Genomic DNA, 26,559 nt, shown 5'->3' with positions numbered 1-26,559 from the left:
ATCATAAATTCTACCAATTATTCCATGAACTGATGATGTTGTTTTCTGACTTTTCTGCATGAATACCTAACAATAGCCTTTCGTTTTCCCTGCTGCGCTAAACACAGATAAACAATAGGAATACCGTTAAAACACAAAAACAGTGACAAGCAAATCAGCTTGTCACTGTTTAACATGATATATAAATATTATTTATGCGTCTTGTGGCTCCTCATCATCCATCTTCTCAAGCTCCAGCAGTGCCTGCACATAAATCGCACATTCGAGACGTTTTTTCTGGATCTCGCAGCCAACCTCATACGGCTTGCGGATATCATTGTGGAAAAGATCCGCATTGGCATGACAACCGCCCGAGCAGAAGAAACGCGACCAGCACTCGCTGCACTGCTCCTTGTTGAGGACATGGCTCTCGCGGAAGTACTGGCTCGTCTCCTTGTCCGTGATGCCCGTATCCACCGTACCGATCTTATACTTCTCGCGGCCGACGAACTGATGGCAGGGATAGAGGTCGCCATTTTCAGCCACGGCCACATACTCATGACCAGCACCACAGCCCGACAGGCGTTTCGCCACGCACGGGCCATTGGAAAGATCCATATTGAAGTGGAAGAAGAAGAAGCCCTTACCCTCGCGATGGCGCTTCATATAGGCCTCGGTCAGACGGTCGTACTCCTCGCGGATGCGCGGCAGATCCTCCTCCGTGAAGCCCAGAGGGCTGTCCTTCAGGACTACCGGCTCCATCGACAGGATGTCGAAGCCCTCATCGTTCATCGACAGCACGTCTTTCGTGAAGTCCATATTGTTCTTCGTGTAGGTACCGCGCAGGTAAGTGTAGACACCGCGGTAGTCGTAGTCGCCACCCTTGCGGCTGGCCAGGCACTTCTTGAAGTTGGCGATGGCGCGATCATAGCTGCCCTGGCCGCCAGCCAGCGGACGCATGGCATCGTGGACTTCCTTGCGGCCATCGAGGGAGAGCACCAGCGCAAAGTCGTTGTCATTGAGCCACTGGATGTTCTCATCGTTCAGCAGGATGCCGTTCGTCGTCATCGTGAGCTTGAACTTCTTGCCTGTTTCCTTCTCACGCTGGCGGGCGTACTCCGTCACAGCCTTGACCGTCTTCATGTTCATGAGCGGTTCGCCGCCGAAGAAGTCCATCTCCAGGTGCTTGCGCGGGCCGCTGGCCTTGATGAGGTAGTCGACAGCTTTCTTGCCGACCTCTGGCGTCATGATGGCGCGCTCCTGACCGTAGCTGCCACCATCGCCAAAGCAGTACTTGCAGCGCAGGTTGCAGTCCTGCGCGATCATCAGGCAGATGGATTTGACCAGCCCCGTCTGCTTGAAGGTCGGCGGCACGTTGATGTCTGGTGCGAAGAGCTCACCGGCATCCATCAGCGCATGCAGCTCCGACAGCGCCTCATCGACCTCTGCCTGCGGATACTCGCCAGCCATAGCCGTGCGCACCGCATCGTCATTCGTTCCATCAAACGTGTCCATCATGTCATAGATCATCTTATCGATGACATGCACCGCGCCACTGTTGATGTCGAGCAGGATATATGTACCATTCTGCTCAAACTTATGGATTCTTGCTTTCATTCTGTTCCCGTTCTCCTTAACCAATACTACTATATAAATGGAAATGATTCATAAGAAAAAGCCTTCCCGATAAAGGGAAGGCTCCAATGCGATACTTATTTCTCGCAAACCTGATTGCCGACCGTGCAGGAAGTCTTGCATGCGGACTGGCAGGAAGCCTGGCACTCGCCGCAGCCGCCCGTCTTGAGCGTAGCCTGCATCTTCGGCTTGTTGACCGTCTTGATGTGTTTCATCATTAGCCCTCCTATCAAAATAGAATCTCATTCTATTATATCGTCTTTTCAGCGGCAGTACAAGGAATTATTTCTGACAACTCTCGGGCAGCCGGCCGCAGAAAGTCACGACCTGGAGCCCCAAGGCCTCGGCAAAATCCCAGGCAGCCGCAAAATGCGCACCGATGGCATCAGCCGTATGCGCATCCGAGCCCAGCGTCACGCACCGGCCGCCCAGCTCGCGGTAGCGCGCGTAGACCGGGGCCAGCTCCTTGAGCGACCGGCGGCTGCCGAGCCGCCGCGTGTTGAGCTCCAGTACGGTATCAGTCTCCACGACAGCCCGCAGCACTTCGTCGATGTCGTCAGAAAAGCTGCCATAGGCAATCTCCGGGTCATCATACGGCGCATAGCGTGCGATGTAGTCGATATGTGCCAGCACGTCAATGAAGGTATGGGCACGCACATTGTCCGCCATGCTCTGGTAATATTTATGATAGAATTCGTCCTTGGAAAGATCCCCGTACGCTTCTTTATAGTAGATGTCCTGCCCGTCCACCATGTGGATTGCGCCGATGACGAGATCGAAAGGCAGCCACTCGGTAAACGAACGGCTGCGGTCACAGGTCGAAAGCTGCATGCCGACCTCAACGCCCAGCCGCAGCTGGCTGCCGCGCAGAGGTTCATACGTCTGCCAATATGCATCGGGATTGAACGTGAAATCTATATCGCCCGGATAATCGAGGTCGAGATGCTCTGTGAACACGAGGCCCAGGCCCAGCCTTTGGGCTGCCGCCACAGCGTCCTTGGCCTTCATCTCCGAGTCACCCGAAAATTCCGTATGGCTGTGACTATCAAACAGCATCAAACATCAGCCTTCTTTCTGTGCCGCATAAGCCTCCTGCAATGCCTGGGCAAGCTGGTCAGGGCACGACGTCGTCCGGTTGTTGCAGGTATTGCCAGCAAAACGGCTGATGACAAAATCCATGTCCAGCCCTGCGACCAGCTTGGCAATCCCCTTGAGATTGCCATTGCAGCCACCTTCAAACTCCACCTTCTTGATGGTCTTGCCGTCAAGTTCCACCGTAATCTTGCGGGAACACGTCCCCTTGGTCACATATTCGTAAACACTCATAGGCTTTTTCTCCTCTCCACGCAATGCCTGTCTCTTTCCTCTATCTTACTGAAAGATTGCCTGCTTTTCAATTGCTGGTTCGTATTTTTTTACAAACGCAATAAAAAACTAATGGTAAATTTGTCCTATATCGGCTATACTATAATAAGTTTAATAAATGATTAGAGGGATTTCAGTATGAATACCAAAAGTCACCCCATACCAACTGCATTTGACAACAATGTATTCTCGGCCTTAGAGAAATTCGACCGCCGGGTTTATTTCCGCTGGGACATGACTACGGATGTGCTGGAACTCCACGAGCCGGCGCTCCCTAACTCCTATGACATTGCGCCGCGGATGGCGCGGGCCTCAACTATCCTTTGGCACTCAGGGCTCCTGCACCCAGAGGATGCGACGATTCTCCGCGTCTATCTCGACTCTATCTTCTGCCACCATATCCACCGCCCGAAAGGAACCTGCAATCACATCTGCAAGCTCCGGCTGCGCGGCAACGGCTGCCACGAATACATCTGGTCGGAAATCCACCTGATTACCTATTTCGATGGCTTCGTGCCAGTCGTCGCCTATGGCAATATCCGCAACATCCAGGCGCAGAAGCTCTGGCAGCAGCGCATCGAGCGCGAGGCCGCGCACGATCAGCTCACCGGGCTCCTCAACAAGGATGCCACCCGCCTGCGTATCACCAAACATCTTGCCAGCCTGTCTCCCGATATCGATCAGGAAGCACTCCTGATCATCGATGCGGACGGCTTCAAGGAAATCAACGACAGCTTTGGTCACCTCTTCGGCGATGCTGTGCTCACCGATATGGGCGATGCCATCATGCACAATTTCCGCCAGTCCGATATCAAAGGCCGGATAGGCGGCGATGAATTTCTCGTGCTGTTCCGTAATATATCAGATCCCGAGATACTACACGACCGCTGCCAGTCGCTGATTCGCCAGCTCGAACGCCGCTACAAGAACGGCCAGCAAGAGCTGCCTTTTTCCATCAGCATCGGCGTTGCTCAGTATCCCCAGCATGGTACGACCTATCAAGAGCTATTCAAGCATGCCGACCGGGCACTCTATGAATCAAAAAATCTTGGTAAGAACCAGTATACCATCTACCGCAGCAGCCTGCTCGGTCAGGCCTCGGTCACCAGCCATCGCACGCCAAAAGATTTTGAGGACTTCCAGCAAAAGGCCTTCAAAGACAACATGATTGAATTCATCTTCAAGCTGCTCTATGAGACAAATAGCCCAGATGCAACCATTTCGATTTCACTGGGCATGTTCGGTAAACTATTCAATCTTGACCGCGTCGGCCTCGATCTCTATGATCCCGACACGAATCAATATACGACCGCCTATGAATGGCTGAGCCCTAACGGTATCTCGCTGAAATCCTCCGAGCGCGCAGATGATACTTTCGACAGCATCAGCATGCGCAATACACTCATACTCTCGGGCTATAAGGCCACGTCCTACGGTGTCATGTCCATCTGCGAAGATACTTCAAAAGCTGCCGACAGGTACCAGCCCGCTATGGCGGCGCTCCATCTCGGTGCTTTTGCCCACTGCATGATTACCCACGGCTCTGACACACTTGGCTGCATCGGCTTCGAATACAGCCGGCCACATACTATCGACGATGAATGCCGCCATGCCCTTAGCGTCTTTGCTGTCATCCTTGGCAACATCCTGCTGACCTCTTACTCTGACGACAAGCTGCGGCAGCAGAACATGCAGTTGCGCAGCCTGCTCGATCACATGCAGGAAATGATTTACGTCGTTGACAAAATCACGATGTCGCCCATCTACTTCAACCGGAGCATCCGTCAGGCACTCCCTGATGTCAACGCCGGCCATCCCTGCTATCAAGTATTGCACAAGCGCAGCACACCTTGTCCGGGCTGCCCCGTTCTGCAGCTCTCCGGCGAAGGCAGCGAGTACATCCAATGCGATCTCAACAACTGGGACAAGGACCGCCCGACCTGCACACGGGCCTGCAATCTCCATATCGACAAAATCGATGATACCCGGCCGCTGGCGCTCGTCATCCAGGAGCCCATCTGAGACGAGACAGACAAGGAGCTGGGAAACACAGGCAACTGCCGCCTGCGTTTCCCAGCTCCTTTGCTATTCTCCCAAACGGATCTCGTTATTTCTTGCTGAACGCATAGATCTTGACCATCAGGAATGTCACGGGCACGCTTATCAAGGCCGCAAGCACGAAACTCACGACGGGCGGAAATCCCAGCCAGTTATACAGCACCAATACGGAGACATTCTCAATGATCGCATTGCCAACATACGAGAGCGCAAACTTGAAATACTGATAAAGCTGCGGCCGCGTCGGGAAAATCAGCCAGCAGTTCAGCAGGTATGCCAGAATATTGCTCATGACATAGCCGATGTTGAAGGCGATATTGGCATCCTCGATGCCATACTGCATGAGGACAGCCGCAAACAGACTGCAATCCAGTGTATTGATGACACCCACGACGACAAACAGGATAAACTCCCTTGTCCAGAATTCCCGCTTCAATTTATCCGCCACTTGCCCCATGCTCACAATCTCCATCCTTCTTCCCGCTATCCAAAGTCCTTTCTATTATACCTTGCCCGGCGGGAAAAAGCATCCCTGTCCCGTAAATTTTCCTGCGTGCTATAATGGAACTATATCCAGCACAAAGTGAGGCTTTGCTTATGTTTTCATCATTTCCTATCTGGAAGAAGAATCTGTTCATCTGCTGCGCCGCATCGTTCATCGTCTCCATCGGCATGAGCCAGATGGCACCGATCCTGCCGCTCTATATCGCAGAACTAGGCGTCGATGATCCCGCTGATGTCGCGCGCTGGGCAGGCATTGTCTTTGGCTGCAACTTCATCAGCCTAGCCATATTCTCGCCCATCTGGGGACGGCTCTCCGACCGCTTCGGCCGCAAGCCGATGATCCTGCGCGCCTCAGGCTGGCTCGGGCTCATCATGATTGGCATGGGCTTTGCGCAGAGCGTCTGGCACCTCGTGATCCTGCGGCTGCTACAAGGCTGCCTCAGCGGCTTCCAAGCCGCCGTAATCCCGCTGCTCGCCCAGGAAACACCGAAAAAGCATTCCGGCTGGGCCATGGGCATGTTTTTCACAGCGCAGGTATCCGGCGGCCTGATGGGCCCGATTTTCGGCGGCTGGCTCAGCGAAGTCATCGGCTTCCGCAGCTCCTTTCTGTTCATCGGCACCTGCTGTCTGCTCGGTTTCCTCGCCCTGACGCAAGTCCAGGAAACACAACCAGCAGCCGCAGCCAAGACTGCAGACGAGCCAGTCCCAGCCTTCCGCGAGCTGCCCCAGCGCGGCATCATCCTCGGCGTGTTCCTGACCACAGTGCTGCTGCACTTCTCGCTGACCTGCATCGCACCGCTCCTAACCGTCTACGTACAGGAAATCGCCGGCAACATCGACCACCTCGCCATCGTCTCTGGCGCCGTCTTCTCCGCCGCCGGCTTTGCGAGCATGCTGTTCGCCTCGCGCCTTGGCAGGCTCGCCGACTGCATCGGCTCAGAACGCATCCTGTTCGCCTGCCTGCTGCTCTCGGGCCTCGTATCAATCCCCCAGGGATTCGTCACCGCCCCCTGGCAGCTCGGCGTCCTGCGCTTCTTCCACGGCATCGCCATCGCCGGTCTCATGCCCGCGACCAACAACCTCATCCGCCAGCTCGCGCCCCCAGCTCTGATGGGCCGCATCTTCGGCTTCAATCAGTCCGCCCAATTCATCGGCATGTTCAGCGGCGCCTTCTTCGGCGGCCAGCTAGCCGCCCAGATTGGCATCCGCAACCTCTTCCTGCTGGTCGCAGCACTGCTGATTGTAAATGCTATTTGGTGTAAACTCACGATAAAGAGATAATTGTATCTTTATGCTTTCATTACCTCAGTGTGCTGAACTTATGTTGCCATCCCTTTCCGCATCATTTCATGAAGATACTGTACTACGCCGACCCAGTTGTTGGGATGGATCATATCGATTTGCTGCGGGTCATGACAGCGGGCCAGGTAGTATTCTAGCAGGCGCGGATAGTTACTCAGTGCGGCTTCTTTTACGTATAACAGGATATTCTGCTTATACTCTGTTTTTATCTCGGCTTCGCCCCAGATCTGTGGGCGGATGCAGTCAAGGCACACGTAGTTTTCCGCAGCAAACAGATTGGCCCAGTAGGACTGCCACTGTTCATTGATATGGTTGGTGCCGCCCTGCAAGGGCACTGCCGCCGAGAAGAACACCATATCCGAGAGCATGGTCAAATCATGGATAAAACTCGGGGCACGCTCGGCCGAAAGATGCTCAGCCACCTCTAAGCTAACCGCTAAATCGAACCGTTCCTCGCCACTCGCTATCGATTCATGTTCCAGGTCTGCCTCGACAAACTCTTTCGCATCAATATAAAGCATGTCCTTTCGGACATAGCTGCCGTCAACACCGACGACCTCTGCCCCATGCTGCTTGAAAACTGCCAGCCATGTTCCGAGGCCACAGCCTACGTCAACCACGGATTTAGGCTTAGGCACATAGTTGAACAGTTTCGGTATCGTAAGCTCTGCCGAACGGTATGAGCCATCTTTCCGCGCCCGATAGAAACTCTCATCATAAGGGGTTTGTTCCGCCATACTCTTTATCCTTTCTTAGGCCTCGCGCAAGATCTGTGCATCCTGGCTGCTATCACGATACAGGAACAGATTGCCATTGAGGAAATGTACCCCCTCAAGTACGCCCCCCTGCTCCAGATTCTTTTTGACCTTCTCATAGTCTTCCGGCTTGATGAAAAAAATGATAACCTCATGGGGTTCCAGACGCAATCCCTTGGCATTGAACTCCTTGAGCGTATAGAACTTTTCCCCTTCCTTGAGCATCATCAGCTTCATGAGCTTTTCTTTTTCCTGCTCCTCGCCGATGATGATACGATGCATGCCGGCGATGAAATTCGCATAGGCGAGCATCAACGAACGGTTAGCCTGATGAATCTGCCGGGCCAGATTGCCAAGGAAGTCCGCATTGCACCACGGCGTCTTGGTTAGATACGTGAGGAACAGCCGATGATAGTTGTTGACGGCATCGATGGCATAACATTTGCCCGCATAATGGTAGATGCACGCCCCAACATTTTCCCTTTTATGAGCAAACTCCCAGCTCACGAGCGTATTGTATTTTTCCGGCAATATCCGGCAGTCTTTATGGAAGAAATAATTGAGCACGTCCTGGTCGAGGTAATCCACCAGCATATTTTCCTTGAGGAATTCTGCGCCACGCTCCAATAGCTGTTTCTGCTGCCGGTATTTTTCCATATCCAGCAGCAGGACACCCGCATTGAAATACCGCGATTCCTCGCAAAGGCCTTTTTTGACCATATGGCTGAAATGGCCTTCCTGTATGACCGTATCGGGCACTGCCGCCAGACCATTCGCCCCGGTTTCCTCATTCCAAAGCTCAGCGATATCCATATTCACGATGGTATCGCCATCGAGATAGATGAGCCTGTCCACCTTTGGCAGGGCTTCACCTACCAGCAGACGATACCAGGTAGCCTGACTGACTCCGGGCTTTATATACGCCTTCATCCACATATTGCCTGCCTCAAAATCCTGAAAGCGCTTTTTGAACAGCTTCTCAAAATCATAGAAGACAATCTGCTGGCCATAGCTGCGCACAAGCTGCATAAGCATCCGGCGGTTATCGGTGGACAGCGTATAATCATGCAGGAAATGCACCGTCACCCATTCCTTGGTGTTCTCGAAAATCGAGCACAAGGACGCCCCCACATACTTGGTATAATTGCCCTTCTTATCCGAAACAGCATAGCAAACATGTATCATCCTATCCACCTCACATCACCATAAAAATACGATATTCATCCAACAGACGCGCTGGATGCGGGATGATGATGGATTTGCCATCGATATAATCCTCCCACTCCTGCCAGCCGGCTTCCACGAGTTTCTCCTTGAGCTCTGCAAAGTTATTCAGGAAAAATACATAGACATGGGAGCCTAGTTCATAGGGCAGATTTAGGCCATGTTTCCAGCCTTCATCGAGAGCGATATACGGCTCATCCTGCGCCAGCATGAACATCTCGCGCAGTTTTTCCTCATCCGCCTTCGGGCCGACAAAAACCCGCTTGCGCCGTGCCCAGGCCGCTGAGGCCTTGCGGTTGCGGTCGACGAATTTTTCCAGCTCCCCGGCAAGGATATTGCGCGTAACCGCATAGCTCTTGCAAAGGAATTCCGCATCACACCAAGGCGTCTTGACAAATGCCTCATAGAATATCCGGTCCCGCGGCTCTTCGAAATTATAGCGCAGCGTGCGTCCCATATAGTGATAGATGCCCTCCACTGGCTCCGGGCTGCCCCAGTCCCTGTCCCAGGACTGCAGGATGTTGTAATTCCACGGCAGATGCAGGAAATCACGCGCAAAGAAATAGTTCAGGATATCCTGGTCAAAGAAGCGGCACTCCTCCTCATGCTGGACGATAAAACGCAGTCCTGGCAGCAGGATTTCGCCCATGTCGCGCATCTTCTCCAAATCCATCAAAAGTACGCCCGAATTGAAGCAAGTATCAAAATCTGTCCAGCTATTCTTGAAAAGATACAACCGCTCATCGATTGACCGGTCAATCTGCTTCTGATAATGCTCCATCAAGGTACGCTCAGTCACTGCCCCGAGTGGATTACCATCAAGATATATCTCCCAAAACTTGCGGATATCCATATGGACAATCGTATCGGCATCAAGATAGATTAGCCGCTTCACATCGCGCGGCAAAACGATAGGCGCCAGCAGACGGTAAAGTGCCGCCGGTGTATAGTACTCGGTATCGACCGCCCGCCGGAATATCTCTCGGGCCTCTGCCAGCAAATCCTTGCATTCCTCCGCTACATTGTAAAAGAATAGCTGCTGGCCATACTCGCGTGCCAGTTCGATGAATTTCGCCCGGTTTTGCTCGGTCAATGTATCATCATGCAAAAGATGTATCGTCACCCAGGCATCCGTATGCTCAAATAATGAGCATATCGATGCCCCGATGTATTTGCTATATGTACCATTTTTATCGGTCATCGCATAGGCCACATGCACCATCCGCGCATCATTGCCAATCCGTCTCCATTCCATTGCTCCCACCCCGTCTTCAAGCTTACGCTCTATATTTCTATAATATATATACGCCACAACAGTAAAAAAGCCTTCCTTACGGAAGACTTTCTTGCTTGTCATCTTTATTGTAACAGACTAAGTACGTTCGAACTGCTCTGGTTGGCCTGCGCCAGCATAGCCTGCGCGGCCTGCATGAGGATGTTGTTCTTGGTATACTCCGTCATTTCCTTCGGCATGTTCGCATCGCGAATCGTGGACTCGGACGCCTGGACATTCTCACTCGACGTCACGAGGTTCGAGGACGTCATCTCGAGACGAGCCTCAATCGCACCGATATCCGTCTGCTGGTCAAGCGCTTTCTGGATAGCATTGTCAAGCACGTTGACAGCCGCATTGGCCTGTTGCTGCGTGCCCACTCCCAAGGTTATGCCCGTCGAGCTCTTGAGTCCGAGTGCCTCGGAGCGCATATCGGTAAGACCGATGCGGATGGTCTGATTGGCTTTGGTCCCGACTTGCAAATTAATCGCATTGTCATTGGATTTATTGAAGGCCCGCACCGACTCCGTGAAGTTATCGAGAACGGAATTGACAGACTTCTTGATTTGCCCCTTCGAATCCTTGACACTGAACGTAATGCCCGACAGCTGATACTGCAAACCTGCCGAACCCGAGGAAATCGTAATGGCATTCTCGCGATTGGCCGTATAGACCGTATCGCCCGAAGCCGATATGCCGACCACATTGCCAGCGTCCACTGACAGCTTATAGGGAATCAAGGTGCCGACAGAATCCGCCAGCGTCGATGCCGCTGTACTAAGGGCTACGGTAAGCGTCGAACGAGCCGCTGTATAGGCAGAATCACGAACAGAAGTCGCTACAGCAATTGTAGACGACTGAACTGTTGAGGCTGAATTCACTATCGATACATATTGCGTTGAAGTTGATGTGTATACTGAAGAAGCATAATTATAATTTGAAAGTGCAGTACTAGCCGGAGCTGTTGCAGCAATCGCAGCCTGAATAGCGGCCTCCGTTGCGTACATAGACACACCTGTAACAGGATTTGCCATTGTAGAAAAAGCATCATAATACTGTTTATACAGTGCATAATTACTCGTTGCTGCACCATATGCACTATTCATAGTCGATAACGCCCCTTGCGTTACACCTTGATAAGTAACCGTAGCGTTGGTAACTGTAGAATTATACGTTGAACTAGCTGCACCGTAAGAACTTGCATACGTCGAATTTGCCGTAGCACGCGATGCATCATACTGCGCGTAAGCCGCCCGCATCAATGGATTGTTGCGGACATACGGGTCGCTGGCTTCGACCAAAGCACTATCAAGGGTTGTCGTATCATTGATATCCACATCGAAGCTATAGGTTTCTCCTTGGATCACATAGGATATCGTCAAGGTATCCGTCGTCTGGATATTGAGCCGCTCACCATTGCGGTTCTGCAAATCGACAATCCTGGTAGCGCCATCCGTATCTTTATGCAGGCTCTGATTCGTCATCGAGGTCTTGGTCGCACTACCCTCGGCCATCTTCGAGCCATCCACCAAAGTCTTGCCATTGTAGGTCACGTTGGCATTATCATCAATCTGGTCGATGGACTGATCGAGTTCCTTCTGGATTGTCGCCCGATCCGCATCGGTATTGCTGTCGTTGGCCGCATTGATTGCCTTTTCCTTCATCGTGCGCAGGATATCTACCGTAGAGCTCACCGCGCCTTCCGCGACCTTCATCAGGCTCACGCCATTTTGCGTATTGGCATCCGCCTGGTCCAGCGAACGCACCATAACCCGCATGCGCTCAGAAATCGAATAACCCGAAGCATCATCGGCGGCCGAATTGATTTTCATGCCGCTCGATACCTTTTGTAAACTTTTTGCCAATGCCGAAGAATTCTTGTTCAGTGTCCCTAAGGTTTGCACCGCCGACATGTTATTCTTAACCACCATTGCCATTATCGACACATCCTCCCTGATGAGCAGTCTGCCGACTACCTAGTCACATCCTCATGATAGCCCCGTCCATACCGTCCCTGTGGTTCCTCGAGGCTCATATACCCTTACCTCAAAGGGCGGTGGAAGCCCCCGCCCTCTACTGACAGATATTTCTAATCTATATATCGTCGAAAAGCCCGCTGTTCTTAATAGCCAGCGTAAACTTTCCTAGTTATATTTTACTATAAAACACGATATAAGAAAAGATACTACGAATCTATAATCGGATAGCTTCTTTCTCTACTGCAATAAACGCAGCACACCCGAACTATTCTGATTGGCCTGTGCGAGCATAGACTGCGAGGCCTGGGCCAATACATTTGCCTTAGTGTAGCCGGTCATCTCTTTTGCCATATTCGCATCGCGGATGGTGGACTCGGAGGCAACCGTTCCCTCGCGCTGTGATACGATGTTCTCTTCCGTCATTTTGAGGCGCATATTCTGCGCGCCCACCAGACAATTCGCCCCGATAAGATAATTCAGCGCCCTGTCCAAAAGCCCCTCTTCATCCTTGGAAATATGCTTGCCACTGCGGGTAGTACCTGCCCGATTACCCAATAACTCCTCACGGCTCTTGCTGGTCATCACATTGAACTCCGACCAATCCTGCGAACCGGGCTCATAGCCGAAGAGGTGGTCCAGCGTGGTCTGAGGAATCTTCAAATGGATATTCATGCTCGCATGATCGGTATGATGAATAATCAAATCCTTAGCATAAATCTTGCGCTCGCCAATCTCCACATTATCCCAAACACCATCGGCAATCTTGGCACCACCGACATTATAGGTATCGTCCCATTGATATTCGTAGAGAAGATTTCCATTCCTATCCGTTCCATAGCGCAGGTCATCGTCCGAAATCCTACGCTCATCATAAATAATCAATTTATCGCCATCGGCAATCAAGCGCATAAAGTGATTCAAATCCGGGTCACTCCCCGTAAGCTCCGGCGTTGCCTGGTCAACGATAGCCTGCACTAACGATGACGCATCCGTCACATTCGAGACATTGATATAGATATGCTTGATATCTTCCCCACCGGGATCAGCTTCCGGCCGTGGCCCCTCTGGCAAATCATCGGTAATAAAATGGAAATTAAACACCTGATTATCACAACTAGCACAATACGCACGAAAGCCCTTGTTGTTGAGGAAGTCCGGTATAGACAGATTGGGATTTTCTGTAAACCACTTGCCGTAGTCTAGTGTGTAGGAACGAAGCTGGCCTTGTGCTAAAAATAACTTCTCATTATTACCTGTCTTCCCATCAATAATTGCCTTAAAACTTACCCCTACCGTTTGACCGCTATTATCCGTCGCCTTTATAACACGACCATTGTAATAAGCATTGGACTTTAACTTTTCAGTAAATAACTCTGCAAAAGCATCTCCAATAGATTTACCATTGGCCACTGAAGTACGCAAATTATCTAAATCCAGTATCCTGTCCTTATTAATCTTATACATACTATATACAGGATCTGATGAACCGGAATCGATAAATTCAAAACAGTCATATTTATTTATACTAGAATAATTAAAGTGGGGATACTGTGCATAATACACATCTCTGGAATACATAATTGCTTTTCCTTTAAAATCATTAATTAAGGCGTCAACATCAGTATATCCAGATACATCTACAGTAGCGTAGGCATCCTTTCGAGAAGATGTACCATTTATCGCTGTTGTCGATAAATATTCATACGTTTTTCCCTCTATACCATCCGTTACTTTATAACGATTTCCATCTTTCCCTGCCATTCGTACTTCTAATGTCAATTGTCCATTACTTATCGTTGCATCGAAAGCTCCAAATCGAAAGGATCCGGAATAATCAACGCCCACTGAAGTTACACCATTCGGCGGTGTAGATTGAACAGCTGCACTATTCCCTGCCACAAACCTCAACATATACTTATAATTATCTCTTTCGATGGTTATTCCCGTATCCGCTACTACACCATTGAGACTAAATGTTGCCTTAGTACCAGGCTGAGGCGGCGCAGAGTCCGGATCTTGAGCATTCCCCCCCGATGGATTGGTACCACCAGAAAAATAACTGGGGCTACTAAAAAGACCTGTTGGCGAAGCCGTTGTCACCGTAGCCGTCGCACCAATAAGCTGTACCCCTCTTATGTCTTGGGAAGCCGTTAGATAATTTGCACCATTCGCATCTACACCATAATCAACATTATAGCCAGATTTAGCTTTAATAGCGGCCAATACATCTTGTATGGATTGGCAGACACTAATATCAATTTCAGTTCTATTCCCAGGAGGAATATAAATCGCACTGCTCTCAATCCTTCCTCCATATTCATGAGTACTACTAGGTGTTTTAGTTAGTACGAATACACCGCCACCTATCATCAAAGAGGTTCCATCCAACGAATCGACCGTATTATATGAACTATCAAAAGTAAACAGATGATCCGTTCCGCCTGTAAACGAAATCGCCGGCGAGAATCCCACACTATCTAACGTTGTCTGTTCTATCTTTGCCGGCTGGAATAAATCAAACGGCCCCGTAATGCCATTAAGCGTTGGATAGACGTTCGGAATTACGTTTATCATATTCATGGCATCACTGCCCTCGAGCAGGGAGGAATTGCTCTTGAGCACCCAGCTGCGGACGGTTTCTTCGACATGATCGCCTACAAGCAGCCGGACGCCGTTGTAGTTTGTCTCTTGGGCAATGTCTTCGATTTGCTGATAGGCGTGATTGATTTCCTTTTGGATGGTCGCACGGTCGACATCCGTGTTCGTATCGTTATCCGCATCGATGACTTTCTGCTTGATGGTCTTCATCAGTTCAATCTGTGACTGGATTGCTCCCTCGGCGACATTCAAAAGAGCCTGGCCATTCTGAACATTTTGTTCATCCTGGTCAAGCGCACGAATCCGTACCCGCATCCGCTCGGAAATCGAGTAACCCGACGCATCGTCGCCGGCGCCGGTTATGCGTTCGCCTAAGGCGAGTTTCTTGAGCTGCTTGGCTCCCTTGCTGATGTTTTTATTCAATTCGCCCAGCGTCATCATCGACGCACTGTTGTTGTTGATAATCATAGCCGCTCTTCCTTTGAAGCTATTTTTACAGACACCTCTATTATATTATCGTATTTTTTTCGCGAAATAATAAATACCACTACAAAAAAAGCCTTCCCAATGGGAAGGCTTTTGCCTCATCCGCCCCTTACGGGGCACCTTCCCCAAAAGGGAAGGCTTTATTCTTTTTCTAACGATGGCACTTTCGCCACGATGACGGCCATGACAATGGCAAGGCAGGCAAGGGATGCGCCGAGGCCGATCCAGCCGTTTGCGGTGATGCCGCCGACGGCGTAGCCGACCAGGCAGCAGGCAGCCACCGTCAGCACATAGGCCAGCTGCGTATCGACGTGGTCGATATGGTGGCACTGAGCACCGGCCGACGCGAGTATCGTCGTATCGGAAATCGGCGAAGCATGGTCGCCGCCGACAGCGCCGGACAGGATAGCAGCCACGCAAACCACGAGCATATTCGGATCAGCACCGACGACTGCCACGGCAATCGGGATCAAGATGCCGAACGTGCCCCAGGACGTGCCCGTCGCAAAGGCCAGGCCCATGGCCACGAGGAAGAAAATCGGCGGCAGGAACATGATCAGCGATGCATGGGCGCTGACGATACCACCGACAAAACCACCGAGGTTCAGATACTTGTCACTGCAAATGCCCGAAAGCGTCCACGCCAGGCACAGGATGAAGATAGCCGGCGTCATGGCCTTGAAGCCCCAGCCAAAGCTGTCACAGAATGCATTGAACGTGATGACACGGCGCGGCAGGTACAGCAGCCCCGTAAAGACAAAGGCGATGAACGAGCCGAGAACCAGCGATTTCGACGAATCGCAATCTGCAAAGGCATCGGCAATGCTCTTGCCCTCATGGATGCCGCCCGTATAGAGCATGCCGTAGACGCAGGCCGCAATCAGGACGATGAGGGGTAGCAGCAGATCGATGATCTTGCCATTGCCTTCCTCTTCATGCTTGATGCCCGTCGTGTCCTGATACTCCTTCGGAATCACGAAGTTCTCATTGCTCTCACGGACACTCTTGGCCATCGTACCATAGTCACGGCCCGTCCAGATGATGAAGACCATGAACAGCAGCGTCAGCCAGGCATAGAGATTGAACGGGATTGTCTGCAGGAACAGCGAGAACCCGTCGATGTCGCTGCCCTCCGGCAGCGAAGAGCCGACAGCAGCGGCCCAGCTCGATACTGGGGCGATGATGCAGATTGGTGCCGCCGTCGCATCGATGATATACGCGAGTTTCGTGCGCGCAATCTTGAACTTATCCGTCACCGGACGCATGACCGTACCAACGGTCAGACAGTTGAAATAATCGTCGATGAAGATGACCAGTCCCAAAAGCGCCGTGACCAGCGAGGCACTGCGCTTGCCGCGGATCGAACGCGCAGCCCACTCACCATAGGCGCGCGTCGCGCCGCTGCGCGTGATGGCTGCGACCAGGATGCCGAGGATGACGAGAAACACGAGGATATTGACGTTGCTGCCGACCTTATCGGCCATGACGGCAAACATCGTCAGGATCGACTCGATGATATTGCCCCCCGTGAAGAACATCGCACCCGAAAAGATGCCGATGATCAGGGACATGTATACTTCTTTTGTCCAGAGCGCCAGCGCAATCGTAATCAGTGGCGGCAGTACGGACCAGACGGATTCTGCCATGAACATAACCTACTTTCTGTTATACTTGTACATTTACAACATTACAATGCTTTGCTTGTTATTTTTCACGTGTACTATTGTATAACATTTTTTGCATAGTAGCAATAAAAAATTAAGCATTTTTTGCAATCTTGCTGAATTCGTCAGCAAGCTGCGCAAACTCAGCCAGCGACAACGTCTCGCCGCGGCGCGTCGGGTCGATGCCAGCACGCTCCATGGCATCGCGGACCTGCTCTTTCGGGAAGCCGCCACCGCAAAGAGCATTCGCCAGAGTCTTGCGGCGCTGGCCGAAGGCCGCCTTGACAACACGGAAGAACATCTTCTCCTCCATCACGTCAACGGCTGGCGTCTCACGTACCTTGCAGGCAATGACGACGCTGTCGACTTCCGGCGCGGGGATGAAGGAGCGCGGCGGTACATTGAGCACGATCTCGGGCTCGGTGTAGTACTGGACTGCTACCGACAGGGCACCGTACGTCTTGGATCCCGGGCCGGCGACCATGCGCTCAGCCACTTCCTTCTGCACCATCGTGACCATCCGCGTTATCGGCAGATGACGCTCCAAGAGGGCCATGAGGATTGGCGTCGTGATATAGTACGGCAGGTTGGCCGCCACCTTGAACGGCGCATCGCCCATGATGGCCGGGATATTGACCTTGAGGATATCGCCCGGCACGATCGTGACATTCTCATAAGCCTTGAGCGTTTCGGCGAGCACAGCCGGCAGCTTCTTGTCGAGCTCGACGGCTGTGACCTCGGCTCCAGCCTCGGCAAGGCCCTGCGTCAGCGTGCCGATGCCCGGCCCGATTTCGAGCACGCGGTCTCCCGGCTCGATTTCCGCCGCATCGACGATGCCCTGCACAATGCCCGCATCGATCAGGAAGTTCTGGCCGAGCTTCTTGCTCATGCGCAGGCCGAAGGCCTTGAGGATATGCGTCGTGACTTCACGGCTGGCAATCTTCGGCTGTATGGTTTCTCCACTCATTTCCCATCCTCCTTGTCAAGCTGTGCAACCGCAGCAGCAAATTCCTCCCGCGTCACGCCATAATGGTTGAGGCGCTTCAAAAACGTCTTGGCATTGGCAAAGCCCAGGCCCAGGATCGCACCGAGCCTTGCCCGGCGCTGGCTCGCATCAGCAGCCCCCGACAGGTTGTTCACGATGAGATCGGCACCGCTGAATTCATCCGTCGGCTCCCAGTCCAGCGTACGCACCTTCTCCAGTGCCTTGCGGATAGCATCGGGCTTGGCCTGCTCGATGCCAATATCGTCATTGTCCGTGGCATCCTCGACCGGCACAAAGGCATGCTTGGCCTCGGGGAAGCGGCGCGAAAGATAGGTGCGGATGCGCTCGCCAGCCGAGTCCGGGTCAGTCAGGATGATGATGCCGCGTTTCTTATAGGCCTGCTCGATATTCTTCAAGGCCTGCGGCTTGAGGTTGAAGCCCTCGGTGATGATGCAGTCAGCCTCGACGGCCTTGTCGATGGCGACAACATCCATCTTGCCCTCGACGACCAATACTTCTTTTATCATAAATACTCCTTACCTTCTATATTATAGACACGCCTGGACTGCAGCATAGACATCTGCATGGATGGCCTCGATTGCGCGCGGCTCGCCCTGCTGGCTGCAAGTCACCTTGGCCCAGCCATATTTAGCGGCCAGCTCCAGATAGGCAGCATGGCAGCGATGCAGATAATCCGTGTCCTGTTCGTGGATGTCCTTTGCCGTTCCCGTTTCCTTGGCCCGCGCCGCGATGAGCTTATCCGCCACCGCCGGGTCCATATCAAGGAAGACGACCTTGTCAGGTACCGGCAGGCCGAGCTTCACGAACTCGAAATCCCAGAGCCAGTCAAGGAACGCAGCTCGCTCCCCCTCATCGGTGAGCTTGACGGCCTGATGGACCATATTGCTTGTCGTATAGCGGTCAGCCAGGATGATGCCGCCCGCATCGTAAAAGTCCTTCCACTTCATGCGGAAAGAGGCATAGCGGTCCACAGCGAAAAACGTCGATGCAGCAAACGCATTGACATCCTCAGCATGACCGCCGAAATCGCCGCGCAGGTACATGCGCACGAGCATCGACGAATCCGCCGCGTAGTCCGGGAACTCGATGCGGCGCACTTCATGACCATCACGCACGAGGTGCTCGTAAAGCGCCTTGGTCTGCGTGGCTTTGCCTGAGCCGTCACCGGCTTCTATAATGATGAGTTTTCCTTTGCTCACGATTCTTTCACTACTTTCAATGTCTTCAGATTGGTATCCTGCGGACCTACCACTTTGAGACCGAGCTCCTGCATCGCCCGGATGTAGTCAAGGCTTGCCTGATCGATCCTGTCTCCCGGAGCCAGTATCGGGATGCCCGGCGGGTAGAACATCAGCTGCTCGGCAGCGATGCGGCCTGCCGCCACGGGGAACGGAACCAGCTCATAGGCAGCAAAGAATGCCTCCCGCGGCGTCATGCCCAGTGCCGGCACGGCAGGCATAGCCGCCGGCACCGAAAACTGCGCCTTGCCCTGGAACCTGGCTGCCAAAGCCCGCAAAGCATCCAGCAGCACACCAGTCTCATGCTCCGTGTCGGCATACGAGATGATGAACAGGAGATTATACGCATCAGAAAGCTCGCACTGGATCTTGTACTCATGGCGCAGGATCTCCTCGGCCTGGGGCCCGCTGATGCCCAGCCCGCGCAGGCTGACCGTGACCTTCGTGAGGTCAAGTCCTGCGGCGCCCTCCGTCTGCAGGTAGTCGGCCCCAAAGGACCACAGGCCATCCACCGCATTGATATCCCGGCGGAGCTTCTCGGCCAGCTGCACAGCGCGGCCAATCCTTTCCCGGCCAACCTCAGCCAGCTGCAAGCGCGCGATATCGAGAGAAGCCAGCAACAGCTGGTTGGGGCTTGTCGATTGCAGCAGGCTCGCCGCCTGGCGCACGCGCTCCTGATCCACCCGCGGCCCCTTCACGAGCAGCAGCGAGGTCTGCGTCATGCTGCCGGTGATCTTGTGCGTGCTTTGCGCCGCCATATCGGCACCAGCATCGATGGCCTGCAGCGGCAGCTTGTCCGAGAATTTCAGATGCGGCCCGTGGGCCTCGTCGACGAGCAACAGCATATCATGCGCATGCAGTTCGTCGGCGATGGCCTGCAAGTCCACCGTGACGCCATAATACGTCGGATAGACAAGGGCCAAGGCCCTGGCCTCGGGATGGGCAGCAATTACCTTCTTGATGTCGCTAAGGCGCAGCCCCATGGCAATACCGAGCCTTTCATCAATCTCTGGCTGGATGAAGACAGGCCTTGCCCCCACCAAGATGATGCCGCCGATCAGCGAACGGTGCGCATTGCGCGGCACCAGCACAGTATCGCCGGGCATCAGCGCCGCCATCAGCATCGTATGGATAGCACCGCTCGTGCCATTGATCATGAAATACGCCGCATCGGCACCGTAGAGATCCGCGGCCAGCTCCTGCGCTTCGCGGATGCACATCGTCGGCTCATGGAGGTCGTCAAGCTCCTCCATCAACGAGACTTCTTCGCGCAGCCCCTCCGCGGTGATGAGCTTCCTGAGCAGCGGATGCGCGCCGAGTCCCTGCTTGTGCCCTGGCGTATGAAAAGCGAGAGCGCCGTCTCGCGCGTAGGCCTGCATGGCCTCCGCAATCGGCGCTCTTAGCTGATTGAGTTTTGTCTGTTTATCCGTCATTTCCTTCTGCCCTTGTCCGGTGTCTTGATGGCCTTGACCTTATCCACGCTGGGAGCGGGGATCTTGCTCGGCACGCGCAGATGGACGCGGGTCCCCTTGCCGGGCTCCGAGACGATGTTGAGATCCGCACCGATGATCTTGGCGCGTTCCCGCATGCCCATAAGACCGAACTGGCCTACATGCTCGGCATCTTCGTCAAGGATCTCATCCGCATGATCCATGTCGGGGATCTCCGGCTCAGCCTCGGCATCAAAGCCGCTGCCTTCATCCTGGACGAGCACCGACAAAGCCTGCGGCGTATAGAGCAGGCGTAGCCGCGCCTTATCCGTACCAGCATGATGGGCCACATTGTTGAGTGCCTCCTGCACGATGCGGAAAATCGCGATCTCCACATGCTTGGGCAGCTCATAGGCGTTGCCATCGATGCTGAACTCCGTCGAGAGGACACCGCGCGACGCCAGCCGTCCGACCAGCTGGTTGAGCGCCGGCGCAAGGCCCAGATCATCCAGCGCCATCGGCCGCATGTCAAAGATGACCTGCCGCACATTGACGAGGCAGTCGCGGATCTGCTGGCGCAGTTCGCGCAGCGTGTTCTTGGCCTCCTCCGGGTCGTAGTCGATGAGCTTCTCGGCAATCGAGGTCTGGAAGATGAGGTTCGCCAGATCCTGTGCCGGGCCATCGTGGATCTCACGGGAAACCCGATAGCGTTCTTCCTCCTGGGCCTTGATGATGCGCGCACCGACGAACTTATCCTTCTGCACGGCCTCGATTTTCCAGACGACACCGCTGACCTGGGAGCTCAGATACGAGAGCACCGAGCCGATGGCCAGGGCCAGGTGCTCAGCCTGTACGAGCATGACCTGCAAGTGGCGCAGGCGCAGCTCCAGGCGATCGCGCTGCTGGCGCAGATTCTGCTCCTTCTCGCGCTGCACGCCGAGCTCTACCTGCACATTCTTGACCTGCTCATAACATTCGCGGATCTTCTCCTCCGAATAGTCCTGGAAATTGCTGCTGACCTGCACGAGCTTCTGCTTCTCCCGCTGCTCCTGCTTCACCAGGTCATCCACGCGGTCGATGGTCTGCTGCGCCTGCTTCTTGAGCTCCTGAAGCTGCTGCTTGCTGCTTTCCACCTCGGCGCGCGCCGTCTCATATATATCAAAGATCTGTGATTTGTTATCCTCGATGGTATTGATTGTATTGGTCAGAATACTCTTGAGCGAATCGGTCTTCAATCCGCCCGCCCCGTTCAGCAGGGCTTCCTCTTTGAGGGCTGACATACGACGCCTCCATTCTCACGCCAGTGTGTTACTTATTGTGACGCTTGCCAAGCCAACGGATCACGCCGAGGCCCAGCAGGGCTCCCGCCAGGATATAGAGATCCGTCAGGCGGAACAGGGAATCGACCCCATTGTCCTGGATCTTCGCATAGATTGCGCCCACTACCAGCAGCACCACCAATACATTCGAGATGGCCTTGCCATGCTGTTTCCAAAAAGAAATCGTACTCACCTCCCGGCCATGACGTACACGACCCCCAAAATACTCTTACTTATAAATTTTACTATGAAAGTTACAGAAGTCAAGGGAGACTTGCTTTTATCGTTAAATACCTTTAAAATATATAGAGTGCCTCCACACGGTACATTCCAACTAGCGAAAGGTGATTCAACATGAGCATTTTTTCTCGTTTCTTGCCGAAAAGGAAACCGGTAGAAATAAAGAACAACATGCCGAAAGAAAAGGCCACCATCCGAAAGACTTTCGGCATCTACTGCCACAGCCATCACAAGACATCGGGCGATAAACTCTGCCCGCAGTGCCAGGCCCTTCTGGCCACGGTCATGACGAAGATGAACCGCTGCCCCTATGGCATCACGAAGCCGATCTGCGACCGCTGTGACCGCACGGTGCAGTGCTTCGGCTCCAAGCAGGCGCAGGAGTTCCTGCACATCATGGGGTCGAGCCAGAAGCGCATGTTCTTCTCCCACCCCATCATGACTGTCAAGCACAAGCTGGCCAGCATGGGCGTCGATTATGCGAAATACCAGCAGGCCAAGAAAATCGACGATAAGGTCAAGGCCAAAGAAGAGGCTTCCAAGAAACGCGCCAAAGACCGCAAGGCAAAGAAATAATCCAGCAATATAAAAAACCTTCCCACGGGAAGGTTTTTTTGTTGCTGGATCCATTATTTCACCAAGCGAAGCTGCGGACGGCTGCTGGCCGCTTCCTGGCCAGGCTTGCCCTTGACGGCTTCCATCTTCCTGCCGGCCGCGTCACCGTAATCCGGCGCACGGCCATGGTCGCAGATATTGAGCAGCATCCCCATGGCAATCATCGTGACCAGCAGCGATGAGCCACCATAGCTGATGAAGGGCAGCGGCACGCCGACGACGGCGAACATGCCACCGACCATCGCAAGGTTCGCCAGCGCCTGGCCAAGAATCAAGAGCATGATACCCATGGCCAGGATCTGGCCGAACTCATCGGCCGCACGGTTGGCAATGCGGACACAGAAGAAAATCAACAGGGCAAACAGCAAGAATACCATCAAGGCACCGACATACCCATGCTCCTGGCAGAAAATCGCAAAAGCGAAATCCGTATGTGCCTCGGGCAGATACTCGTACTTGCTGACGCCATCGCCCAGGCCCATGCCCCAGAAGCCCCCCGAGCCGATGGTCGAGAGCGACTGCACCGTCTGATAGCCGATGCCCTGGGCATCCGACCACGGATCGAGCATGATGCGCACGCGGTTCAGACGATACGGCTGCAGCGTGATAAGGCCGACAACGCCCAACGGAATGGCGAGCAGTACGCCCTTGGTCATCGCCGGCGTCATGCCGACGACAAAGGCCATGATGAGCGGCACGCCCAGGATGATGCACGCCGTTCCCATATCAGGCTCCAGCTCCGTAAGGCCAGCCATCAACACGATCAAGGCAAACTGCAGGTTCATGACACTTGCGGGCCGGCCAGCCTTGACCTGCACCGACAGGATTGCAGCCGCCAGCATCAGGCTCACGAGCTTGGCAAACTCCGCTGGCTGGAAGCTCAGCGGGCCGACGCCCAGCCAGCGCCGCGCACCGTTGACGCTCATGCCCACCACGAGCACCGCCGCCAGCGCCAGTATCATGCCGATCAGCAGCATCGGCATCCAGTCTCGCCAGCGCCGGTAGTTGACCTTGCGGCAGATGACAAAGGCGATGAACCCGACCACCAGCCAGACTGCGTGACGGATCAGGAAATAATACGGGTTCTCATAATCCGTCGTCGCAATGACAAAGCTTGAGCTGAATACATTGATTGTCCCAAGAACAATGAGGATAATCATGATGACAAGGATGGGCTCGGCATCGTTGTTCCACATGGTCTTCCTTATCCGCATGACATAGCCCCCTTACGGAAAGATAACCTCACAGCGGTTGATCTTCTCGCCGAAGCCGCTGAACTTGCGTTCATATTCCGTCATGATATTGTCCGGACGGTTCTCAGCATGAAGGTCAAACGACACATCACGCGTCGGCAGGCCTGCCTCCTCGAACTGCTCCAGCGAGAAATCAAACAGCGGACGATTATCGGTCTTGAAATGCAGCTCGCCTGGCTTCTTGAGCAAACGGCGGTACTTCTCCAGGAAACCGACATGGGTCAGGCGGCGTTTCGCATGACGCTTCTTCGGCCAGGGATCGCAGAAGTTGATGTAGAAGCGGTCAACTTCCTCCTCGCCGAAGATTTTCTCGATGTTGTTGATATCAAACACCAGCAGGCGGACATTCTTGAGTTCCTTCTCCGCAATCTTCTTGGCTGCCGAATAGAGGACATCCTGCTGGGCCTCGATGCCGATGTAGTTGATATCGGGGTTGCGCTCAGCCAGCTGGCTGATGAAATCGCCCTTGCCCGTACCGAGCTCGACATGCAGCGGCGCCTGGCGGCCAAAGATCTCCGCCCACTTGCCCTGCTTTTCCTCACCGATTTCCTGGTCACGGCTGATGACAAACGCATCAAATTCATGGATGGCCTCATCCACCCACGGTTTTCTTCTTAAACGCACGTTGTTGCTCCTTTAGCTTTACTTCTTTTCCAATCCGTATTTCTTCAGATAACGATACAGCGTCACGCGGCTGACATTCAAGAGATTCGCCAGACGGCTGACATTGCCGCCCGCAGCCTGCCAGGCCTTGACGAATACTTCCTTGTCTTCCTTCCACTTGTTGTCCGGCTTGACATCGCCCATGAGGCTGATGTCGTTCGGCCGGATGGTCTTGCCCGGCGTATTGAAGAAGGCATACTCCAGAACGCTCTGCAGCTGTTTGATATTGCCCGGCCAGTCGTAGTCCTCAAGCACCTTCTCCGTCGCCGGCAGGATCTCCTTCGGCTCCATCTGATGCTGCTCGGCCAGCTCCTTGACGATATGCTGGGCCAGCTCGGGGATATCCTCGCGGCGGCTCCGCAGAGCCGGCACGCGTACGATGCTGCGGCTGACGATCTCATAGAGCTCGCGGGCGAACAGCCCGCGCTCGGTCAGGCGCTTGAGGTCGCTGTCGCAGGCAGCGATGATGCGCACATCGATCGTGCGCTCCACATTCTCGCCGACACGGCAAGCCTTGCCCGTCTCCAGGGCCTCAGCCAGCTCCAACGCAATGTTCTTCGGCAGCTTCTCGATCTCATCGAGGAACAGCGTACCACCCGAAGCCAGCTCGAGACGGCCTTGATGGCTGACTTCCGGATTCAGCATGACGCCGAAAAGCTCCTGCTCCAGCAGCTCCGGCGTCGTGTCGCCGCAGCGCAGCGTGATCAGCGGACCAGCTGCCCGCGCACTTGCCTGATGGATGCCATGCGCCATGCGCTGCTTGCCCGTGCCGGCCTCGCCCTGGATCAGGACATGGTGGTTGTTCTTGGCCACGCGGCCCGCTTTATTGCGGACACTCAGGAACGTCGAGCCGTCACCGACCATCGAGTTGAGGCTGTACTTGGCCGTATAGCCAGCGGCATGGGCCACGAGCGTGCGCAGATCCTCGATCGGCATCGATACAACCACGACGCTCTGCACGGCCTGGTCTTCATCGCGCTCCAACGGCACGACGGTCGTGATGTCCTCATAGGTCTTAGCCGGCGTGATCCAGGTGACTTCCTTGTTGTAGGAAGGCACACCGCGGAAGCCCTTGTAGATAGGCGTATGCTGATAGTTCATGATGACATCGTTGAGATTCTGCGTATGGCGGCTGCCATCGCCCTTCTTGGCACCGATGCCTTCAAGGCGCGTATGGCCGAGCTGGTTCGCATAGGCGACCTCGCCCCCCGGCATGACATGGTAGACCGCAAACGGCGTCGCGTCAAGGATGGCCTCCTCGGCCTTGATGCGCAAAGACTCGGTCAGATGCTGCTCCAGTGCCGTCCGCATCGTCAACAGCAGTGAGATGACTGCATCCTGCGGCATCGCGATCTGCTCCATCGATACCAGCGTGATGATGTAGTGGAACTCACCATTGACCTTGACCGGCGCCGAGCAGGCATCACCGAGCTGGCACTCTTTGACCCACATCTCCGGGCCAAACATCCAGAAGGGCGTCTGATGCTCATAGGCGATGCAGATGGACGAGGTACCGACCTCCTCCACGCCAACGCGCGTGCCTTCGATCTCGCCCGGCGTCATCTGATAGAACGGCAGCGAATAGCTCTTGAGCACCGTGCAGTCAGCGTCGACCAGCAGCAGGCTCAGGTTGTACTCCTGGAAGAACTCGCGGATGCCCTCACTGAGCTTACTCAGATAGTCGATGGCATCGCGGTGCTTGTTCTGCAGCTCCAGGAATTCCTCCTTGGACATCTTGCGTTCAATCTTCATCGTATCCCGGTTGATGCCCAGTTCCTGGCTCCGTTCCCAGGACTCGGCCACCCAGGGATGTACATTGGGATCTAATATGCCGTCTTCCGTGAATTTCTGATAATAAGCCTCGAGTTTGCTTCTGCTGCGATGCTCTCTAATCATAGCTCAGCCTCCTGTAAATCATTTATTTTCTCCCTGGTACGCGCCAGGTTCCATGTGTTTCGCAAATTATCGTAACT

General features: G+C 53.9%; 23 protein-coding genes and 1 pseudogene. 3 read left to right on the top strand and 21 right to left on the bottom strand.

From position 1 onward, the window contains the following. Positions 1-192: 192 nt before the first annotated feature. The 4 genes from scfB to FZ041_RS00360 all read right to left on the bottom strand — a co-directional run bounded on the left by scfB (position 193) and on the right by FZ041_RS00360 (position 2,940). Positions 193-1,596 (bottom strand): thioether cross-link-forming SCIFF peptide maturase, encoded by a 1,404-nt coding sequence (gene scfB, locus FZ041_RS00375; protein WP_149188150.1) that lies wholly within the window; start codon positions 1,594-1,596, stop codon positions 193-195. 95 nt (positions 1,597-1,691) lie between these two features. Then, a complete protein-coding gene (gene scfA, locus FZ041_RS00370; RefSeq protein ID WP_075429106.1) occupies positions 1,692-1,829 on the bottom strand; it encodes a six-cysteine ranthipeptide SCIFF in 138 nt (45 codons plus the stop codon). A 67-nt stretch (positions 1,830-1,896) separates the two neighbouring features. Next, positions 1,897-2,670, bottom strand: a complete 774-nt coding sequence (locus FZ041_RS00365; protein ID WP_149188149.1) for a histidinol-phosphatase HisJ family protein — start codon at positions 2,668-2,670, stop codon at positions 1,897-1,899. A gap of 6 nt (positions 2,671-2,676) precedes the next feature. Continuing rightward, on the bottom strand, positions 2,677-2,940 hold the full coding sequence (locus tag FZ041_RS00360; RefSeq protein WP_149188148.1) for a TIGR03905 family TSCPD domain-containing protein: 264 nt from the start codon (positions 2,938-2,940) through the stop codon (positions 2,677-2,679). 177 nt (positions 2,941-3,117) lie between these two features. Here FZ041_RS00360 and FZ041_RS00355 point away from each other — a divergent pair, with 177 nt between their 5' ends. After that, positions 3,118-5,001 carry a sensor domain-containing diguanylate cyclase gene (locus FZ041_RS00355; RefSeq protein WP_149188147.1) on the top strand — a complete coding sequence of 628 codons (1,884 nt, stop codon included), beginning with the start codon at positions 3,118-3,120 and terminating at the stop codon, positions 4,999-5,001. Positions 5,002-5,086: 85 nt separating this feature from the next. On the opposite strand, the gene FZ041_RS00350 is transcribed toward FZ041_RS00355, so the two are convergent. Beyond that, positions 5,087-5,494, bottom strand: coding sequence for a GtrA family protein (locus tag FZ041_RS00350; RefSeq protein ID WP_149188239.1), 408 nt, complete (start codon positions 5,492-5,494; stop codon positions 5,087-5,089). A 140-nt stretch (positions 5,495-5,634) separates the two neighbouring features. On the opposite strand from FZ041_RS00350, the gene FZ041_RS00345 reads away from it, so the two are divergent. Then, entirely contained in the window at positions 5,635-6,822 is a 1,188-nt protein-coding gene (locus FZ041_RS00345) for an MFS transporter (protein ID WP_149188146.1), read from the top strand. A gap of 38 nt (positions 6,823-6,860) precedes the next feature. On the opposite strand, the gene FZ041_RS00340 is transcribed toward FZ041_RS00345, so the two are convergent. The 13 genes and pseudogenes from FZ041_RS00340 to FZ041_RS00280 all read right to left on the bottom strand — a co-directional run bounded on the left by FZ041_RS00340 (position 6,861) and on the right by FZ041_RS00280 (position 22,008). After that, positions 6,861-7,580 carry a class I SAM-dependent methyltransferase gene (locus tag FZ041_RS00340; RefSeq protein WP_149188145.1) on the bottom strand — a complete coding sequence of 240 codons (720 nt, stop codon included), beginning with the start codon at positions 7,578-7,580 and terminating at the stop codon, positions 6,861-6,863. A 15-nt stretch (positions 7,581-7,595) separates the two neighbouring features. Then, positions 7,596-8,783, bottom strand: coding sequence for a glycosyltransferase family 8 protein (locus FZ041_RS00335; RefSeq protein WP_149188144.1), 1,188 nt, complete (start codon positions 8,781-8,783; stop codon positions 7,596-7,598). 10 nt (positions 8,784-8,793) lie between these two features. Beyond that, positions 8,794-10,077 carry a glycosyltransferase family 8 protein gene (locus tag FZ041_RS00330; RefSeq protein ID WP_187626265.1) on the bottom strand — a complete coding sequence of 428 codons (1,284 nt, stop codon included), beginning with the start codon at positions 10,075-10,077 and terminating at the stop codon, positions 8,794-8,796. A 104-nt stretch (positions 10,078-10,181) separates the two neighbouring features. Further along, positions 10,182-12,032: a flagellin family protein gene (locus tag FZ041_RS15000; protein ID WP_439653952.1), complete on the bottom strand. Its 1,851-nt coding sequence runs from the start codon at positions 12,030-12,032 to the stop codon at positions 10,182-10,184. A 279-nt stretch (positions 12,033-12,311) separates the two neighbouring features. Further along, positions 12,312-12,656, bottom strand: coding sequence for a flagellin (locus FZ041_RS14640; RefSeq protein ID WP_255449181.1), 345 nt, complete (start codon positions 12,654-12,656; stop codon positions 12,312-12,314). Positions 12,657-14,738: 2,082 nt separating this feature from the next. Next, positions 14,739-15,140: pseudogene (locus FZ041_RS14635) on the bottom strand (flagellin); the annotation flags it as partial. 158 nt (positions 15,141-15,298) lie between these two features. Then, positions 15,299-16,804, bottom strand: a complete 1,506-nt coding sequence (locus tag FZ041_RS00310; protein WP_149188237.1) for a Na+/H+ antiporter NhaC family protein — start codon at positions 16,802-16,804, stop codon at positions 15,299-15,301. A 112-nt stretch (positions 16,805-16,916) separates the two neighbouring features. Then, entirely contained in the window at positions 16,917-17,789 is an 873-nt protein-coding gene (rsmA, locus tag FZ041_RS00305; protein ID WP_149188141.1) for a 16S rRNA (adenine(1518)-N(6)/adenine(1519)-N(6))-dimethyltransferase RsmA, read from the bottom strand. Next, positions 17,786-18,334: a ribonuclease M5 gene (gene rnmV / locus FZ041_RS00300; RefSeq protein ID WP_075442753.1), complete on the bottom strand. Its 549-nt coding sequence runs from the start codon at positions 18,332-18,334 to the stop codon at positions 17,786-17,788. Before rnmV ends, rsmA begins: the two co-directional genes overlap by 4 nt. A gap of 21 nt (positions 18,335-18,355) precedes the next feature. Next, complete coding sequence (locus tag FZ041_RS00295) at positions 18,356-19,027, bottom strand: dTMP kinase (RefSeq protein WP_075442752.1); 672 nt, start codon at positions 19,025-19,027, stop codon at positions 18,356-18,358. Next, on the bottom strand, positions 19,024-20,499 hold the full coding sequence (locus FZ041_RS00290; protein WP_149188140.1) for an aminotransferase class I/II-fold pyridoxal phosphate-dependent enzyme: 1,476 nt from the start codon (positions 20,497-20,499) through the stop codon (positions 19,024-19,026). The genes FZ041_RS00295 and FZ041_RS00290 overlap by 4 nt, the downstream gene beginning before the upstream one ends. Continuing rightward, a complete protein-coding gene (locus FZ041_RS00285) occupies positions 20,496-21,776 on the bottom strand; it encodes a sensor histidine kinase (RefSeq protein WP_149188139.1) in 1,281 nt (426 codons plus the stop codon). Before FZ041_RS00285 ends, FZ041_RS00290 begins: the two co-directional genes overlap by 4 nt. Before the next feature lie 28 nt (positions 21,777-21,804). Beyond that, on the bottom strand, positions 21,805-22,008 hold the full coding sequence (locus tag FZ041_RS00280) for a hypothetical protein (protein ID WP_075442749.1): 204 nt from the start codon (positions 22,006-22,008) through the stop codon (positions 21,805-21,807). Positions 22,009-22,169: 161 nt separating this feature from the next. Here FZ041_RS00280 and FZ041_RS00275 point away from each other — a divergent pair, with 161 nt between their 5' ends. Further along, positions 22,170-22,631, top strand: coding sequence for a nitrous oxide-stimulated promoter family protein (locus tag FZ041_RS00275; RefSeq protein ID WP_075442748.1), 462 nt, complete (start codon positions 22,170-22,172; stop codon positions 22,629-22,631). A 53-nt stretch (positions 22,632-22,684) separates the two neighbouring features. Here the strand turns inward: FZ041_RS00275 and FZ041_RS00270 are convergent, their stop codons facing one another. Genes FZ041_RS00270 through FZ041_RS00260 form a run of 3 tightly spaced genes read right to left on the bottom strand, consistent with a single transcriptional unit; the run spans position 22,685 to position 26,482 of the window. Beyond that, positions 22,685-23,884, bottom strand: coding sequence for an FtsW/RodA/SpoVE family cell cycle protein (locus tag FZ041_RS00270; protein WP_149188138.1), 1,200 nt, complete (start codon positions 23,882-23,884; stop codon positions 22,685-22,687). A 12-nt stretch (positions 23,885-23,896) separates the two neighbouring features. Next, a complete protein-coding gene (gene trmB / locus FZ041_RS00265) occupies positions 23,897-24,547 on the bottom strand; it encodes a tRNA (guanosine(46)-N7)-methyltransferase TrmB (protein ID WP_075442746.1) in 651 nt (216 codons plus the stop codon). 18 nt (positions 24,548-24,565) lie between these two features. Beyond that, a complete protein-coding gene (locus FZ041_RS00260; RefSeq protein WP_149188137.1) occupies positions 24,566-26,482 on the bottom strand; it encodes a sigma 54-interacting transcriptional regulator in 1,917 nt (638 codons plus the stop codon). Positions 26,483-26,559 lie beyond the last annotated feature (77 nt).

This window comes from Pseudoselenomonas caprae, assembly GCF_008271345.1.
Classification (GTDB): domain Bacteria; phylum Bacillota; class Negativicutes; order Selenomonadales; family Selenomonadaceae; genus Selenomonas_A; species Selenomonas_A caprae.
Note: the sequence above shows the minus strand (reverse complement) of the source record. Positions and strands in the feature narration are given on the sequence as shown.

Excerpts from the sequence above, each read along its gene's own strand:
- FZ041_RS00340 (WP_149188145.1), bottom strand. The coding sequence starts at position 7,580 with ATGGCGGAACAAACCCCTTATGATGAGAGTTTCTATCGGGCGCGGAAA.
- FZ041_RS00270 (WP_149188138.1), bottom strand. The coding sequence starts at position 23,884 with ATGCGGATAAGGAAGACCATGTGGAACAACGATGCCGAGCCCATCCTT.
- FZ041_RS00260 (WP_149188137.1), bottom strand. The coding sequence starts at position 26,482 with ATGATTAGAGAGCATCGCAGCAGAAGCAAACTCGAGGCTTATTATCAG.
- FZ041_RS00350 (WP_149188239.1), bottom strand. The coding sequence starts at position 5,494 with ATGGGGCAAGTGGCGGATAAATTGAAGCGGGAATTCTGGACAAGGGAG.
- scfA (WP_075429106.1), bottom strand. The coding sequence starts at position 1,829 with ATGAAACACATCAAGACGGTCAACAAGCCGAAGATGCAGGCTACGCTC.
- FZ041_RS00330 (WP_187626265.1), bottom strand. The coding sequence starts at position 10,077 with ATGGAATGGAGACGGATTGGCAATGATGCGCGGATGGTGCATGTGGCC.
- FZ041_RS00335 (WP_149188144.1), bottom strand. The coding sequence starts at position 8,783 with ATGATACATGTTTGCTATGCTGTTTCGGATAAGAAGGGCAATTATACC.
- FZ041_RS14640 (WP_255449181.1), bottom strand. The coding sequence starts at position 12,656 with ATGACCAGCAAGAGCCGTGAGGAGTTATTGGGTAATCGGGCAGGTACT.
- FZ041_RS00360 (WP_149188148.1), bottom strand. The coding sequence starts at position 2,940 with ATGAGTGTTTACGAATATGTGACCAAGGGGACGTGTTCCCGCAAGATT.
- scfB (WP_149188150.1), bottom strand. The coding sequence starts at position 1,596 with ATGAAAGCAAGAATCCATAAGTTTGAGCAGAATGGTACATATATCCTG.
- FZ041_RS00285 (WP_149188139.1), bottom strand. The coding sequence starts at position 21,776 with ATGTCAGCCCTCAAAGAGGAAGCCCTGCTGAACGGGGCGGGCGGATTG.
- FZ041_RS00355 (WP_149188147.1), top strand. The coding sequence starts at position 3,118 with ATGAATACCAAAAGTCACCCCATACCAACTGCATTTGACAACAATGTA.
- rsmA (WP_149188141.1), bottom strand. The coding sequence starts at position 17,789 with ATGAGTGGAGAAACCATACAGCCGAAGATTGCCAGCCGTGAAGTCACG.
- rnmV (WP_075442753.1), bottom strand. The coding sequence starts at position 18,334 with ATGATAAAAGAAGTATTGGTCGTCGAGGGCAAGATGGATGTTGTCGCC.
- FZ041_RS00345 (WP_149188146.1), top strand. The coding sequence starts at position 5,635 with ATGTTTTCATCATTTCCTATCTGGAAGAAGAATCTGTTCATCTGCTGC.
- FZ041_RS15000 (WP_439653952.1), bottom strand. The coding sequence starts at position 12,032 with ATGGCAATGGTGGTTAAGAATAACATGTCGGCGGTGCAAACCTTAGGG.
- FZ041_RS00365 (WP_149188149.1), bottom strand. The coding sequence starts at position 2,670 with ATGCTGTTTGATAGTCACAGCCATACGGAATTTTCGGGTGACTCGGAG.
- FZ041_RS00310 (WP_149188237.1), bottom strand. The coding sequence starts at position 16,804 with ATGGCAGAATCCGTCTGGTCCGTACTGCCGCCACTGATTACGATTGCG.
- FZ041_RS00275 (WP_075442748.1), top strand. The coding sequence starts at position 22,170 with ATGAGCATTTTTTCTCGTTTCTTGCCGAAAAGGAAACCGGTAGAAATA.
- FZ041_RS00290 (WP_149188140.1), bottom strand. The coding sequence starts at position 20,499 with ATGACGGATAAACAGACAAAACTCAATCAGCTAAGAGCGCCGATTGCG.